Origin of the sequence: Paenibacillus arenilitoris (assembly GCF_014705655.1) — a bacterium.
Classification (GTDB): domain Bacteria; phylum Bacillota; class Bacilli; order Paenibacillales; family Paenibacillaceae; genus Pristimantibacillus; species Pristimantibacillus arenilitoris.
This window is the reverse complement of sequence record NZ_JACXIY010000068.1, coordinates 1-16,222: the sequence shown is the minus strand read 5'-3', so window position 1 is coordinate 16,222 and position 16,222 is coordinate 1. Positions and strand designations below refer to the sequence as shown.

Genomic DNA, 16,222 nt, shown 5'->3' with positions numbered 1-16,222 from the left:
GCCACTACATCTACTCGCTTCCCGGTCTGATGATCTTCATACCAATAATGCACCTTATGGTAGTCGTACTTGATAATCCGATACTCTGCAATTGCAGGGCGCGCCAAATAACGACCAATGTATTTGGCTGCTCCGCGGGCATCCTTCATACGCTGTTCTGCATTGACATAAAACCCATGCTTGTATCGTTGGTAAAGTTGATTTACCAACGCTTGGACCTTCTCGTCGCTCGGGAACCATTTCAACATGAGATTCATCAATAGTTTCTGCCACGACTTTCTCAAATACGTAAAGGATATATATTCGACGCTTTTCCATTGCCGATGACAGTCAAGTGCACCTTCCGTCACTAAAGCATGTATATGCGGATTAAATTTCAAGTCCCGGCCAAATGTATGAATAACCGTGATTACACCAACCTCGTACTGCTTGCTTTTATTTTTACGGCGATAATAGTACTGAATGACCTTCGCCACTTCTTTGCTAAGTTCGTTCAGCCGACCTCTATCCTCGAAAAAGTACTTTCGAAGCTCTTTCGGCACCGTAAAAACAGTATGACGATGCGGCACATTCAAGATTCGCTCCTGCTGCTTCTCAGCCCAATCGTCTGTATACTTTTTCCCACATCCATGGCAGAAACGGCTCTTACACGTAAAGCAGATGAGAACCGGTTCTGGGGTCCCTTCCGTACACCCCATACATTCGTACCTTGCAAACCCCATATCCTTCGTTCCACATCGAGTTGCCTTCTTCACAGCTTCCGGTATAGCCGTCTGCAATTCTTTAGGGAAATGATTCGCATGGAGTTCCCAAAATCCATGAAAATGATCTTTCAAGATCTTTTTTACAATTCCGCATTTCTTCCACGTCTCCTGTTTCTCCACGCCCATCTCCCCCCTATTTATTTCGACGTAATTATCCACAGTTTTTAGATTCGCATAATTTCCTAAACAATGAAAAAACCGCGATTTTCGCGGGTTCTAATGCATTGACCGGTAGCATTTGTCTCACTAACCTCTTCAATCCTGATCGTATTGCCCGCATGCAAGACGACGGTGTCCTTCATGGCTCCGTCGTCTTGTACGCCGTTATTCCGTTATCCCCCAAGCGGCCAGCTCCATCTCGAAATCGGTCGTGAAATCCGGGCTGATCGGCGTGACCCTCACGTTCACGTTAGACTTCCAAATGTTGATCGAGACGTCGGGCGATGCGCCCTCGTAAACGTACAGTCCCTTGGCCAGCTGCTGTACCGGCTCCAGCTTCGCCTTCCAGATGCCGCGACGGCCGTCGGAGCCGACCGCCTCCACGCGGACGTCCTTGTGCCAGATGGCGCCGAGCCCGATTTCGGCACGAAAGGCCGTCTTGTTCAGCCCGATTCTGCTGCTGCGGTCGGCCAAAATGTCCGCTTTCCTGACGCTGACGCCGGACCAGTTGTCTCGGATGAATTTCTTGTAGGCGGCAACCCTTGATGCGACCTCGAAGTTGTCAGCGGCGAACCGGTTCCCTCTTATAGACGTGGGGACATACAACTTGTGCCAGTAGTCGCTTACCATTCTGTGGGTGTTGAAGACGGGCGCGATTGAGCAGATCGACTCTTTCATCAGGTTGACCCATTCCGTTGGGACCGCGCGATCATCACGCATGTAGAACAGCGGAATAATCTCTTCCTCGAGCAGCCGGTAAAGCGCTTCGCTGTCCTGCTGCGACTGGTACTCGAGGTCGCCGTCTGTCGCGCCTTCGATGGCCCAGCCGTTCCGCCCGTTATAGCCTTCCGCCCACCAGCCATCCAATACGCTGCAGTTGAGTACGCCGTTTATGGCCGCCTTTTGCCCGCTTGTACCGCTTGCTTCCATCGGCTTCACGGGAGTGTTGAGCCAAACGTCGACGCCTTGGACCAGCTTCTTCGCCTTATCCATCGCATAGTTCTCTATGATGTGAACGCTGCCCTTGAACCTATCCTCCCTGGATAGTTCCACTAATCTGCGGATTAATTCCTGTCCAGGATCGTCCGCGGGATGCGCCTTGCCGGCGAAAACCAGGCACACGGGGCGCTGCGGATCGCCCAGAATGTGCGCGAGCCTCTCCAGGTCGCGGAAGATGAGAAGTGCCCGCTTATACGTCGCAAATCGCCTGGCGAAGCCGACGATCAACGGTCCTCCGCCGGACGAGGCAATCGGCAAGCCCAATTCCCGGACCATCTCGGATTTCGCCCGCTGATGCGCCTCCCACAGCTCGAAGTGCGGGATATCCCGCACGGCAGCCCATACGTTCGGTTCCGCCGTGCGGACGGCCCAGTCGGACGGGAGGTGCCGGTCGAACAGCTCCTTCATGCCGGCGGACAGCCACGTCCCGATATGGATGCCGTTCGTGACCGATTCGACAGGAATGTCCTGTCTCGGAATATGCGGCATCCACCGATGGAACAGCTCTCGGGTCACTTCGCCATGCAGCTTGCTCACCCCGTTCACCTTCGACGACATGCTGACGGCAAGCCGTGTCATGTTGAACGCGTCGCCCGCTCGGCCGAGCGACAGCACCTGCTCCCTGTCCGTGCCGAGCTGCCAGTAATAGTCGCCGAAATAACGGTCCACCATGTCTATGGAGAAGACATCATGCCCGGCCGGAACCGGTGTGTGCGTCGTGAATACAGTGCTCGCCTTAACCGCTTCGCGTGCCGTCTCGAACGGAACGCCTTCGGCGGACAGCATGCGGATGCGCTCGAGCGTCAGGAACGCCGGGTGCCCTTCATTCATATGCCAGACGTCCGGCCGGATGCCCAGCGCAGCAAGCAGTCTGGCACCGCCGATGCCGAGGATCATTTCCTGACTTATGCGAACGTCTTGCTCGCTCGGATAGAGCGTGTCGGTCAAGCGGCGGTCCGCGTCGCTATTCGATTCAACGTCGGCATTGAGCAGGTACAGCGTGACCGAACCCACTTGCACAGACCACGCTTTCGCATACACCTGTCTGCCGCCTATCATCACGTCGACGACGAGAGGCCGTCCTTCGGCATCCCGCACGAGACGAACCGGGTAGGAGCTCACCTCTGGGTTGATAGTGGGATACAGATGCTGCTGCGAGCCGCCCTCGTCGATGCGCTGCTGGAAGTAACCGTTACCGTAAAATATGCCTACGCCCGTAAGCGGAACATTCATGTCTGCGGCCGCCTTGATATGGTCGCCTGCCAATATGCCAAGGCCCCCCGAGTAAATCGGCAAAGATTCGTCAAGCCCGAACTCTGCCGAGAAATACGCTACACCACCGTTTGACATCATCCCACCTCATTTTCGCGAAAAGTTGCGCTTCGCCTTGTAAGCGCCTGACTTGATGCCTCTATACTATATGCCGGCTTGCGGTACAGGTGCCTATGGCAAGGGTGTCGCGGTGCGGTAACCACCACTTTCTATTTCAACACAAATAAATGGACTTCCCATACTCTTTGCAATGGGTGTCCATTTATGTTATGTAAAACTATAAAAAATTCAGAAAACGAAGGGCTTCCACGCGGTAGCCCTCTCGGTGTTCGCAAGAAAAACCTTCCACTCATCCACAGAGAAGGTTCAATTGCTATTCACTTTAATGCTAATCTAGCTGCCATTTCTGCATGTAGCTTTGTCGTATCAAAGACGGGTAATGAGCTGTCCTCTTGCTGAATAAGTAATCCTATCTCTGTACAGCCCAAAATTACGCCTTGGGCTCCATGAGCGGCTAGTCGATCCATAATTTCAAGATACTTTTTCTTGGACAGTTCAGAAACAGTCCCCAGACACAGTTCATCATAAATAATGTCGTTGACCACTTCAATATCCTGTTCATTTGGAATCAGAACTTTAATCCCCGCATCAATCAGTTTCTTTTTATAGAAGTCTTGCGTCATGGTGTATTTAGTACCTAGCAGCGCAACCTTTTGAATTTTGTGCAGCAGCAATTCATTTGCAGTCGCTTCAGCTATATGGATGATGGGAATATGAATATTCGCCTGAATTTGCGGAGCGACTTTGTGCATGGTATTCGTGCAAATGATGATGAAGTCGGCTCCGCCCTTTTGTAAATTCTGCGCTGCTTCAGACAAAATGGACGCGCTCTTATCCCAGTCGCCGTTCGCCTGACATTCTTCAATTTCAGCAAAATCAACACTGTACATTAAGATTTTTGCCGAGTGTAAACCACCTAGTTCATTCTTAACGACTTCATTCACTATCTGATAATAAAGAACGGTACTTTCCCAGCTCATACCACCAAGCATTCCGATTATTTTCATTTTTTATTCCCCTTTAAGAATTCAACAATTTAAACTGTCTGGTATGATAAATGAGTTCACTAATCCGGGTATAACATCTGTAGGCTGCAGTTCTTTTATTCGTCCAGTAGACATTAAGCCATTCGCCTCCAAGTTATTATACTATAAATTTTACTCCTCTTTCGTAATGGTTCAACATTGAAAAAAGTATAAAAAAAGCTGTTCGTACTTACCTTTCAAAGGACGATGCAGCCTCTTCCATTTCAACGACGACATCCTGGAACCATTGGCTCCGTCGCAATATATCTGAACCCGCAAACGAACATTTCGAAGCCTTCACGATCGTTCTCAAACATGATGAGCTTCCCAAACTCGACTTCGCGGTAGTCTTGAGCTCGAGCTACGGGTTTGAATTTAGTGGGACAAGGGTGAATCGCTCGCTCCGTCAGCGCCCATTCATGCGCAGCACGGCGACTGCGCCGACTGTGACGTATCCGCGCCATTCCAGGGAGGCTGCGTCTGAGTAGCTGGTGAAGTCCACCCCCCACCCCTCATCCTGGAGTTGCCCCTGCTCCAGTCGGCCGAGGTCTTCCGACACGGCTTTGGATCGAGCAGGCCTCTGATCGGGCGCCCAGGTTCAGGCGCGTAGTTGAGATTGTAAAAAAAGGACAAGGTGCCAATATTCCCTAGTCTTGCCGCGCGCTCATGGATAAGATTCACGAAGGCCGATTGATCCTCTGCGGTCCTTTTAAATCCGACTTAATTGCATTACCGCCCCCTCTCAATCGTCAGTCAATAGTGTTTCCTGGCTTGTCCAATTATACGAGGCGTCTGCTCAAGCTTGACGGCTGCCGCGGCCATAACGATCGACAGCAGGCAGACAGCGGCGAAATGCAGCATACTTTTTTGAATAAACAAATGGTCCAGATGTACAGCCTCCGATGCTCCGCGAACAAGAACGATGGCGTAGGGATGCAAAATATAAATCCATACCCGCCATTCTCTGAAGCCTTTGCCCGATCTGCCCCTCCAGTGGAGCGCCCATCGGAACAAATAATAGGATGCCGGCAGGGCAAACATATACATCCCTTCATGCCTTGGGATATCCGCCGCATGCAAGAGGATCCCTTCCGCGAACATCATGCCGAGCGATGCGGCGAACAAGCCGGCTTGCACGGCCCCGCTTCCCTCCTTGTTGGGCTGCTTCGCTGCCCATGCGCCTAAAGCAATATAAACGGGTGCATAAAACAGTCCGTTGCGCGTGTAATCGAACAAGGTAAACATTCCGTCATAAATTTGCACGAATCCCTGATGACCTTCAATGATACCGTAGTAGCTGCCGCCCAGCATGCCTATGGCATACAGGATTCCGGCTGCCGCCAGCATCCCCTTCATCGACATCCTCTTGTATAAGAAGAAAGTCAGGTATATTCCGATCAACAGCGCAGGCAAATACCACAGATGATAGAGGGTGCCGTCAAACACAAGATCCTTAATCATGGAATAAACGGAGAAATCCGTTATAAAGTAACCCGTATACAGGTTGAGCGGAATGTACAATGCAATCGCAATGACGTATAGCTTGCCCGCTTTTGCGGCATAGCGATGCAGGGCGGCCAAATCGGCTGCGGAATCGCCGGTCAGCTTACGGAACAAAAAGAACCCGGAGGACATGAAAAACACGGGAACCGCAACACGCGTAAGCACGCCGCTTAGCAGAAAATCGGCATAAGGACTGAAGCTTTGCAGCGGTCCCGTATGGTTGGCAACAACCAGAATGGCCGCTGCAAATTTGAGCCAATCGAGTCCGCTGTAATTCGGTTTCATAACAACAAAAAGCCTCCTTCCATTCACGTATCATCTTCTTAATAAAGATAACCGCAAACGATAAAGAGGCTTTTAATCAAAGCAAAAGAATTACTTATTTTTTTACGACAGTCTCTATTCGTCCGGTCTGAATCGGTTTATGCTTATTTATTCTGAACTATCGGTAACTGCGCCTTTAGACGCAGACGAAACGAGTCTTGCATACTTGGCTAGTACGCCGGAATTTACTTTAAGCGGAGGCTGTGCCCATTTTGGCTTGAACGGCCAATTTATTGATATGCATATTGCACGGGGTTACTTCGCTTATAAATAAGAGGAAGGCGCTTAACGCACCTTCCTCTTTGATTCTATGTTTATTCAATTGTTTAAAGCGCCAAATCTTATTCGTCCGCCAGCACCTCGAACTGCTCCAGCGTATGGTAGAACCTTGCCCCGTGCCCTTCCGCGGCTTCGAGGAAGTAGCGTCCCGACAGGACGAAGCTGCCTTGCTTCTTGTTGCTGACCACGTAGACGTTCGTCACTTCGCTGAGCCGGTCGCTGCCGTCGATGGCGTGGACGAGATAGCCGTCGACCGGCGCCGTGACGCGTTCGATCGCGTCGACGCGAGCGTATTCGCCTTGGAGCTGCCCGGCGATCTGCTTTGCCAGCTCCTCGGGCAATACATCCGCCTTTTGCTCAATCGTCAGCGACACTTCCGGGTACGGCTCCGGCAGCGGATCGATCGTCGTGATGACGTCCTTGCCGTCTCCTTCGACCAGCTTATATCGATCCTTGTCATAATAGATGGCGTAGTCGCTCGTATCGTCGACATGAACTTGGCCGTTCGTCTCTTCCTTATGTCCTTCCACTTCAATCTCGATCTTCTTCTCCGGCACGAACCAGTTCTTCACGCTGTTCATCATCGCCGTGCCTGCCGGCAGCGACAAGAATACCGTTGCGGCAACGGCCGCGGTTGCTACGCCTATCCATATTTTCAAGGTTCTCATCCCCTTATGCTTGTTCTTGTTATTGTTGCTGCGTTGCGGCAGCGGCTCTTCTTGCGGCTCCGGCCGTTCTGCAGGAATGCTCTGCGTGTTGTCCGAGGTCGCGTCCACCTCTACCCGATCCAGTTGGGCTTCCAGCCGACCCCAGATCTCTTCCTTCCAATCGTCGGGATAATTCGATTTCTTCATTAGTTCGTCCTTAAGCTTCCGATCCATGCGGCTCCCCTCCCAAGCGATCTCTCATCTTCTCGCGCGCCTTGAAGAGACGCGACTTCAGCGTATTGACGTTCAGCTCCAGCATGTCCGCGATCTCTTTCTCCGAATAATCGTGCACGTATTTCAGCAGGAGCGGTATTCGGTATATGTCGTTCAGCGATTGCATCGCTTCGTAGACATCTACCCTGTCATCCGGCAAATCCGGCTCCACGGCGATCCGCTCCAGCTGCTCCCCGAACGGCACCACCTTCTTCTCCCGTTCCATGACCCTATAGCACTCTCTTAACAAAATGCAATAAAACCACGGTTTAAACGGCTTCGAAGCATCGTATTGCCAGCAATTGCGGTATACGCGAAGGAACGTCTCCTGCACCGCGTCCTTCGCCCACTCGCCGTTCTTCGTTACGAGCATCGCCGTTCGCATCGCATAGTCGAAGTACTCGTCGTACAGCGTCCGGAACGCGCCCCGGTCGCCTTGCACGATCCGGCTGATGATTTCCTTCTCCACCTCGTTCACCTCTTTCAAGCTGTTCTATAAGTATTACCCGGCAGGTCGGCGGAAAGTTTGCTGCGGGTTAAAAAAAACGGCCAAAAGCGGAATCGTTCAAATGGCAAAGACGAAAAATAGCCCGGCACGCAGCCGGGCTAAGGGTTGTGGTACGATTCATTTCGCCATTCCAAGGGCGTTTTGCCTACATGTTTGACGAACAGTTCATAGAAGCGGCTGGAGGACGTAAATCCGACTTCGGAGGCGATGAACTCGACAGGCTTGTCGGTATGACGCAGCAGCCGTTTGGCTTCGTTCAACCGGACGGAGATAATATACTGCTTTGGCGATAAGCCTACGCGCTTCGAAAATTTTTTGCGGAAGACGCTCTCGGAATGGAAGCGGCGCGCCGCCAAATCGGCAATCTTCAACGAAGTAAAATAGGTCAGATGAATTTCTTTCAACGCGTCTTGTATCATCCGTTCATCGCAGTCTTCGCCGTCAATAGCCGGCTCCGAAGGTCCGGGAGCGTTCGTCAGGTAGGAAAGCAGTATCGCTTCCAGCGCATTACGTATCAGGTCCTGCGAATACGAATTTTCATTCAACCGCACCCATACGCATTCTTCTTCCAGCTGCTGTATTGCCGCCTTCACTCTTTCTAAGCGAGTCCGGTTCAGCCGCGATATTAATATTTGATTCGGATACTGCCTGTAGGCATGTTGAAGCAAATATTGGCAGTAAGACGGGATGCTCTGGGAATCGTAATGGATCGAGATCCCGTTCCACGCTTTCAAGCACACGAAGCCGTGTACGATGCCGGGCGGAATGAGGATCAGATCACCCGCCGCAACCTGTACGTTTTGGTCATTTGAGGAATAATGGCCCTCTCCTTCAAGAATAAGCGTAATCTCGTCGGTGACGTGGGAGTGAGAGCGGAACAAGCCCGTACCCTGCTCTCCCGCAAACGCATGAGGGGCAAAATGCTCGATATTTTCCACAAATTCGTATCTCATCGGGATCCCATGCCTTTATAGAGAATGGTTTCCCTCATTGTAATGGAAAACGAATGCGCTTACAACTTCAGTCCAACCGATAGAACAGCCACAGCTGCGCGACTCCGCCCGGAAGGTCCTTCCAAGTGCCAACACCCGCTCCGCTGTTGATGCTGGCTCCGCTTACATCGAGCGCTTTTCCCGTCTGTACGTTGATTAATTTGCAGTAGCCGTTGCCGGTATCGATGAGTTTCCATTTCTGCGTATCCAGACCCTGATTCTCTGTGATGCCCACTCTTCCCCAGGCTTCCGCAGGATCCAGTACGGTCAACGCTTTGCCGGAGTTCGGATTGATTATGGTGTAGGTTCCGTCCTCGTTCAAGGCAATTTTCCAGCGCTGCGCAGCTGTTCCGTTGGAGTCGTCCGACATCTGGGTCCACGTTCCGTCCGCCATGCCTGCATCCGCTACATCCAGCGCCTTGCCGCCGTACGGGTTAATCAGCTTGTATTCGGCTCCAGGCTTGACCGAGAACGTATGGCTGCCGGCAAGCTCAATAGAATCGATTTCGACGGCATGCTTGCCTTTCGTAAATTCGATTAGGTTGTTGTAGCCTTTCTTCAACTCGACTTGTATCGCAGCGGTCGCGTATTGATTGCTTCCAATGCGAGGTAACGCCATCAACAAGGCGGGTTTGCCGTTCACCGATACGTTCACCGAGGCCTTGGGGCCGGCGGCGCCCGAATATCGAACGTTTAATGTGTAGCTGCCTTCCTCCGGCACAATGACATCCTTGATCGTTAAGGAACTATTGCTATTATTGAGTCGTACGATTTTGCCGCCGGACGCGCCTTTCTTCTCTTTTATTTGCGCTTTGACTGGTACTCCGTGCTCCGCTTCAATCCGATAATCGCCGGATGGAACGGCAAGAGGACCGTTCGTCGGAATGCCAAAGTTCGGTGAACCGTCGTTCATCCAAGTAAAAGGCTGCACTCTTGTCGGTCTTGGGCCGCATCCTTGACCGGGTCCGCTGTTGCCATGGTACACGATCAAATCCTGCGTACCGTCCTTGGATTGGACGAAGGAGTTATGTCCCGGTCCGTAAACGCCATTTTCCGGCGACTTGGCGAATACCGGCTGCTCACTCTTCGTCCATGATGCGGGATTCAGTAAGTCGCTTGTATCGTCAGCTGTCAGAATGCCAAGCGAGTAATCATCTTCCCAGCAGGCGCTCGCGGAATAGACGAGAAATATTTTGCCGTTCCTTTTCAATATGACGGCGCCTTCGTTTACAGGCATGCCTTTCTTTTCCCAGCTGTATTCCGGCTTCGTCAGAATGACATTATCTCCGTCCAGCGTCCACGGATTCGACATCATCGCGATGGCAATCGCGCTGCCGTGGCTGCCTGACCAATCCCCATATGCCGCGTACAGGAAGTATAACTGGCCGTTATGGTCGAATACCGTGCCGTCCAATCCCGAATACGGCAAGTTCATTTTGCCTTTGTCGGTCCAATCTCCCTGCAAAGGATCCGCGGAATCGTTCTCCAGGACGTATATCCCCCGGCAGTCATCGCCGCATCCGGTGTTCGCCGTGTAGTAGATATACCATTTGCCGCCGATATTGTGGATTTCAGGGGCCCAAATGTCCTTTAAACCGGAAGGCGGCGTCCAAATCGTTTTTCGTTCACCCAAATCGATGGCTATCAGCGATCTAGATTTCCAAATATCCAGTCTGTTGCCTAATGTGCGCGTAAAATAATAATATCCGTCCGAATGCAGCATAATGTATGGATCCGCCCCAGCCGTGTTGATCGGATTCGAGTAGTTTAATGTGGATGCGGCTGAAGATCCGTAAGCCCCAATAGATGTCAGAGTCAGCATGATCAGAAGAACAAGCGCCGTTAATTTAAAGCCGATAGCAATGCGCATTTGTTCCGTCACCTCCGGTATGTAAGAATAGGGTTGTTCCGATCGCGATCAGACTAACCCCATTATAGACCGTTAACGGCTTCGAAAGTTCCCGAAAGCGGCTGCTTCTCCTTATCAAACACGTTGTAAAAAAACCGGATTCGACGGTCGAATTCGGATACCATTAATCCATTTTTTCAATCGTTAACGTAAAATCAGCACTCATACCTTCAAGTTTTTCCGCGAGCTCGTCCACGCCGGATTCGATCATACATGTAAATTCTTGGATAAATCGCTGCGATACTTAAAAGCAGGAACAAGATTCCCCCAATTACGACATATTTTGTACTCATTCCTGAAATGATCAGTCCGCATACGCTTGCACCGATCGTTGTTCCCAAGTTGGCGGATGTCAGAAAGATCCCATTTGCGAATTCGGGAGCCTCCGGCGCTGCGGACACAACCCAATACTGCGCAAGGTTGCCGCCTATGCCGCCCAATATTCCCCATATCAATATAAGGAAGGCCACTGGCATACTGAACGGTCCCATGATGAAAAGCATGATGTAAACGGCAGCCAATGCAATTGGATAAGACATTACCGTTCTTGATGGATGCTTGGCAAGCAGCTTCCCAGCAATCATGTTTCCGATAATATTGGCCGCACCGTATACAAATAACATCAAACTGATGGTGTTCCAGTCATAATTCGTTACTGTCTTCAAATACTCGGCCAGATAACTGTACACCCCGAATACGGCTCCGTTCATGAAGATGACACCGGCAATGGAAAGCCAGGTCACGGATCTTCTTAATACGCGCAATTGCGTGCCGTAAGAGAGCCTTTGCGCAACAGGCATCGACGGTACGAACAGGAGCGTCGCGACGAATGCGACGATCGTTACGGCAGCAAAGAACAACATCGCATAGGTAAGCGAAGCGGCGTTGGCGATCAGACTCGAGACCGGTACGCCAAGCACCATCCCCGCAGAGACGCCAACGAATACTTTGGCCACTGCCTTCGAAGATTGTTCCTTGCTGACGGACGCCGCTGCGACGGAAAATGCCAAGGAACAATAAACAGGATGGAAAAAAGCCGGAACGACACGCGCAATCAATAACACGGCAAAGTTTGACGTGAAGGCGGAGACAAGGTTGCCCGCAATAAAAATGCCAAGCACAAGCAACATGACTTTCTTGCGGTTCATGCCCGAAAACAATAAAGGCAGAACGGGACCGGAGACGGCAACCGCAAGCGCAAAGAGACTCACGATCAACCCTGCAGTGGAGACGCTGACCTGGTACTGGTCCGCAATCAGAGGCAAGATTCCGATCACGCCCATCTCGGTATTCAAGATACCGAATACACCCAAGGTTAATATATAGACAAGTAATGGATTTCGATTATTCTTCATAGGCCATGGACGTCGACAGATCGCGGTAGGCAGCGATCTGCCGATCTTTTGCTCTGCGATGCCAACGGCGTCAGCGCCGGTTTTTTTATAGACATTTTCTTCCTCCCGAAAGTAAATTTCATGCATTCTTAAGGGCTCCCCTACTATTGCCAAGGCTACTCGTTATTCTTCCTCCATCGCGCTGATGTCCATCACTCCTCTGTTATTTATTTTAGCGAGCTTTTTTCGTATAACAAATACTCATATCTCATATCAAGATATGCTTGATAAGCATTTCTTGAACATGTATTGTAAACCATGAAGGAGGAGTATGGATGGAAGTTAGAGTTTTGCGTTATTTTCTTACGGTTGCGCGAGAAGGAAGCATTACGGCGGCGGCTGATTTTTTGCATCTTACACAGCCAACCTTGTCTAGACAATTAAAAGATCTTGAACAACAGTTAGGAAAAAAGCTATTTAATCGCAGCAGCCACAGTATCATTCTCACGGAGGAAGGAATGCTCTTAAGAAAGAGAGCGGAAGAAATCGTCGATATGGTCGATAAATTAGAGGCTGAATTTAGATCCATGGAAGAGACTATAAGCGGTGACATTTACATTGGCGGCGGGGAAACGGAAGTCATGAAACAGATCGCACGGGTAGTAAGGGACTTACAGTTAAGCTATCCCAATATACGGTATCACCTCTACAGCGGCAACGAAGATGACGTGACGGAACGGCTCGACAAGGGACTGCTTGACTTTGGCATTTTGATTCAACCCGCCGATTTATCGAAATACAATTCTATCAATATCCCGGCCAAGGATGTTTGGGGCGTTGTTATGCGGAAAGACAGCCCGCTTGCATGCAAAGATACCATTCAAGCAGCGGATTTATTAACTGTTCCGCTAATCTGTTCCCGACAGGCTATGAAGCAGACCTTTTCTAAAAATGAATTTGCGGATTGGTTTGGTGATGATTTTGATAAATTAAACGTCGTGACCACATACAATCTTGCCTATAATGCTGCCATTATGGTTGAAGAAGGCATCGGTTATGCATTAACTCTTGATAAAATCGTGAATACGTCCAGCGATAGTAACCTTTGTTTCAAACCGCTGGAGCCAAGACTTGAATCCGGCTTAAATATCGTTTGGAAAAAGCATCGGGTCTTTTCGGCTGCCGCCGATCTATTTTTAAAAAGAATCCAGGCGAAATTTTGATTAACGTTATGCTCGCGTGGAACTAAAACCCTCACAACAAGCAGCAATTATTGATTATAAAGAGGAGCAGCAAGATGCTCAGTAGTTCCCGCGAAACGCAAGAAGCTGCCGGTTCATCCGGCAGCTTCTTGCATTATTTTGAAGTCAACAAGTACAAGGTGAAAGCTCCGATAATAGGCCGCTTACTTATCTTCGAACAACTTCTCGCCGCGATGGAGGCGCCATGCAATTTTCGCCGTATGCGGCGTCTCGCGGGAAGTCGGAGCATGCGCCGCCAAGTAACGGGTAACCGCAACAATCAGCGTTTCGCGGGCTTTCTCGGCGAAAGGCCCCGATTCGGAAGACCAGCGGTCATATTCCGCCACGGCTGCCTCGTACATCTGGAAGGAGTGGAATTCCGCATCCTCTCGAAGCAGCGCATGCCCCAATATATTGAATAGAGACTCCGGCTTTCCGCCGCTGCGCATATAGCGAATCACCCATGCCGCCGCCGGCGCCACCTGCTGCTGCTTGTCGAGAATCTCAAGAAGTTCCGTTGGCTGCGGCACTTCTTCGGCCGCTTCAATTGCAGCCGGTCTCGGGGCAGCCGGGATGTTCAAAAACCGGTCGAGGTAAATCGTAGCCGCCGTATGGAAAATGCCGCGAACCAGCCATGGATCGGCGGAACGGATCAAACCTTCGTGAACGGCGTGAGCATGCGTAAACGTGTGCAGCACCGAAATCCAGTCCCCGAAATCGTTCTGCGTATGGAAGCGGACGACCCGTTCCGCCGCAGCGAGTGCGGCGATTTGCGAGATGCGCACCGGAGAGGCGCCGCCGAGCAAAGCTTCCTTCAGCACGCGAACCGTACTTAGCGGATCGTCGCCGAGCAGCGCTTGGAGCAGCTCCTCGTCGTCGATACCGGAGCCCCCGCCTCCAGACGAAACTTCCTTATCGGACAGCTCGTCGAACGCTTCCTTCAACGGCTGAACCAAATTGACCGGAGACTGCCAACTGTGAAGCTCTTCGCTTCGCGAGGCGTCTCCGAACATCGGAACGAGCGAAGCGAGCACATCATTGCGCTGCTCTTCCCCGACATATTTCAAGCTCTCGAATGCTTTATTATGGAAGTCCAGCGTATGGCCGCCATTCATATAGAAATGGTCCGTCGCGGCCATGCTCATCATTGAGAATAACCGCTTCTCCTCCGCCTCCGTCTGCAAAGCGGTAAGAAGCACCCGTTCGGCGCCGCGCGTATCCCGAACCTCGATGCAATCGCGGTACCATTCCGTCAACCGTTGTTCGGAGACGCCCGTATTCGGGAGCGGACCGAGCAAGAAGCGCGTTCCGCTTCCGGCCGAGTCGCGCGTCGTACGCAGCAACCCTTGAAACAAAGCAAGGATACGGCCTTGTTTATCAAGCTTTGGCAGGACGTTAGTCATCGCAGTAAGAATCGTTAAGCCGGAGCCCCACCCTTGCCTGCGCTGTTTGACACCGAATTCGATCCCAATCGCTGCGATTTCCGTTTCGGGAACGCCTGCCTCCATTAATCCTACAATAGCCTTGGCTATGACAAGACCGATATTTTGCTCTAGGCCGCCCAGAAGCCGGTCTTTATACAGCTGGACTTGTTTGCCGTTCCGGGAATTCGGGTTGACCCAAATCGCTCCGTCTTGAACGGTTATATCGTGTACCGGCACATCGTCCGCCCAAGGGTCGAGCGTTCCGCCGCTGCATACGTCAAACCGCGCATGATGCCAATGGCATGTCAAAATTCCGTTGCACAAACTTCCCATGTGGAGCGGAAATCCGAGGTGAGGGCAACGGTTGTCAAGCGCATGCACTTCATCCTCGTGATAAAAAACCACGATGCCCCCCTTAATCAGCTTCGGTCCTTGCACTCGAAGCTCTTCTACCGTACCTGCCTGGATCCAACCGTTCATGTAAACGCCTCCAATTCCCGATATGATGTGCTTTCCTTGATTATAATAGATATGATTTCGAACAAGTAAAGAGGCACACTGTGTAAGCATGCCTCTTATCGTTTACCGGTTTACTCGCGACTCCGTTTCCATCGTGCCGATGTCGATTACAAAACGATACCGGACATCTGAAGCTAATACCCGCTCCCAGGCTTCATCGATTTGGTTTGCGGAAATTACCTCGATCTCGGGAGTAATGTTGTGTTCCGCGCAAAAGTCAAGCATTTCCTGCGTTTCGCGAATTCCACCGATCATGGATCCAGCAAACGACCGACGATGGGGGATCAACGAAAAAACCTGAACGGGCAGCGGTTCCGCTGGCGCACCGACGTTGACCAATGTTCCGTCCAGCGCCAGCAATGACAGGTAAGCATTAATATCGATTTTCGCGCTTACTGTATTCACGATGAGGTCGAACGTACCAGCCAGCTTCTTAAACGTCTCCGGATCGCTCGTGGCATAATAATGATCCGCGCCAAGCTGCAAACCGTCTTCTTTCTTCTTCCATGTTTGCGACAAGACCGTAACTTCCGCGCCCATCGCATGAGCGATCTTAACCGCCATATGACCAAGCCCGCCAAGTCCGACCGCGGCTACCTTCTTGCCGGGAGCGGCTCCCCAATGGCGCAGCGGCGAGTACGTTGTGATGCCTGCACATAAGAGCGGTGCGGCCGCGTCAAGCTCCATACCGTCGGGAATTCTGACCACAAAGTCTTCGGTTACGACGATGTGCGTAGAATAGCCCCCCTGCGTATATTGCCCGTATCGGTCGATGGCTCCATAAGTGCCCGTATTACCGCTAAGGCAATACTGCTCCTCTCCCTTATGGCAGTTGACGCACTCCCCGCAGGAGTCAACCATGCAGCCTACCCCGGTTAAACACCCGAATTCTTGAGTCTATGTTACTTAACGTATCTCATGCTTAGCTTATCTTCAATTTCCTCACACTTTCACCATCTTGGCTTGTACATCCCCAGACGCTACGGCTTT

The 16,222-nt window shown here is 51.3% G+C and carries 11 protein-coding genes and 2 pseudogenes; 1 reads left to right on the top strand and 12 read right to left on the bottom strand.

Features of this window, described 5'->3' with window-relative positions:
- From IDH41_RS30765 to IDH41_RS30725, 10 genes and pseudogenes are all read right to left on the bottom strand, one after another.
- Positions 1 to 884: IS91 family transposase (locus IDH41_RS30765; RefSeq protein ID WP_190868119.1), on the bottom strand; the 884-nt coding region annotated here is incomplete at its 3' end.
- Between the two features lie 204 nt (positions 885 to 1,088).
- Entirely contained in the window at positions 1,089 to 3,272 is a 2,184-nt protein-coding gene (glgP, locus tag IDH41_RS30760) for an alpha-glucan family phosphorylase (protein WP_190868117.1), read from the bottom strand.
- A 299-nt stretch (positions 3,273 to 3,571) separates the two neighbouring features.
- On the bottom strand, positions 3,572 to 4,261 hold the full coding sequence (locus IDH41_RS30755) for an aspartate/glutamate racemase family protein (protein WP_190868115.1): 690 nt from the start codon (positions 4,259 to 4,261) through the stop codon (positions 3,572 to 3,574).
- Positions 4,262 to 5,032: 771 nt separating this feature from the next.
- Complete coding sequence (locus IDH41_RS30750) at positions 5,033 to 6,067, bottom strand: acyltransferase family protein (RefSeq protein WP_190868113.1); 1,035 nt, start codon at positions 6,065 to 6,067, stop codon at positions 5,033 to 5,035.
- A 147-nt stretch (positions 6,068 to 6,214) separates the two neighbouring features.
- Positions 6,215 to 6,319: pseudogene (locus IDH41_RS31695) on the bottom strand (dihydroxy-acid dehydratase); the annotation flags it as partial.
- Between the two features lie 128 nt (positions 6,320 to 6,447).
- The gene (locus IDH41_RS30745) at positions 6,448 to 7,266 is read right to left on the bottom strand and encodes a hypothetical protein (protein ID WP_190868111.1); all 819 of its coding nucleotides are present in this window, start codon (positions 7,264 to 7,266) and stop codon (positions 6,448 to 6,450) included.
- On the bottom strand, positions 7,250 to 7,774 hold the full coding sequence (locus IDH41_RS30740) for an RNA polymerase sigma factor (RefSeq protein ID WP_317890853.1): 525 nt from the start codon (positions 7,772 to 7,774) through the stop codon (positions 7,250 to 7,252). Before IDH41_RS30740 ends, IDH41_RS30745 begins: the two co-directional genes overlap by 17 nt.
- A gap of 137 nt (positions 7,775 to 7,911) precedes the next feature.
- Positions 7,912 to 8,766 carry an AraC family transcriptional regulator gene (locus IDH41_RS30735; RefSeq protein ID WP_190868109.1) on the bottom strand — a complete coding sequence of 285 codons (855 nt, stop codon included), beginning with the start codon at positions 8,764 to 8,766 and terminating at the stop codon, positions 7,912 to 7,914.
- Positions 8,767 to 8,833: 67 nt separating this feature from the next.
- Positions 8,834 to 10,675 (bottom strand): family 43 glycosylhydrolase, encoded by a 1,842-nt coding sequence (locus IDH41_RS32070; protein WP_190868107.1) that lies wholly within the window; start codon positions 10,673 to 10,675, stop codon positions 8,834 to 8,836.
- 209 nt (positions 10,676 to 10,884) lie between these two features.
- A complete protein-coding gene (locus tag IDH41_RS30725; RefSeq protein ID WP_190868121.1) occupies positions 10,885 to 12,069 on the bottom strand; it encodes an MFS transporter in 1,185 nt (394 codons plus the stop codon).
- 314 nt (positions 12,070 to 12,383) lie between these two features.
- Between IDH41_RS30725 and IDH41_RS30720 the strand changes: the two genes are divergently transcribed.
- Positions 12,384 to 13,271: a LysR family transcriptional regulator gene (locus IDH41_RS30720; RefSeq protein ID WP_190868104.1), complete on the top strand. Its 888-nt coding sequence runs from the start codon at positions 12,384 to 12,386 to the stop codon at positions 13,269 to 13,271.
- A 182-nt stretch (positions 13,272 to 13,453) separates the two neighbouring features.
- Here IDH41_RS30720 and IDH41_RS30715 read toward each other — a convergent pair whose 3' ends face one another.
- Both IDH41_RS30715 and IDH41_RS30710 read right to left on the bottom strand, forming a co-directional pair.
- Complete coding sequence (locus IDH41_RS30715) at positions 13,454 to 15,193, bottom strand: Rieske (2Fe-2S) protein (RefSeq protein ID WP_190868102.1); 1,740 nt, start codon at positions 15,191 to 15,193, stop codon at positions 13,454 to 13,456.
- Between the two features lie 102 nt (positions 15,194 to 15,295).
- Positions 15,296 to 16,117, bottom strand: a pseudogene (locus IDH41_RS30710) (NAD(P)-dependent alcohol dehydrogenase); the annotation flags it as partial.
- Between the last annotated feature and the right edge of the window lie 105 nt (positions 16,118 to 16,222).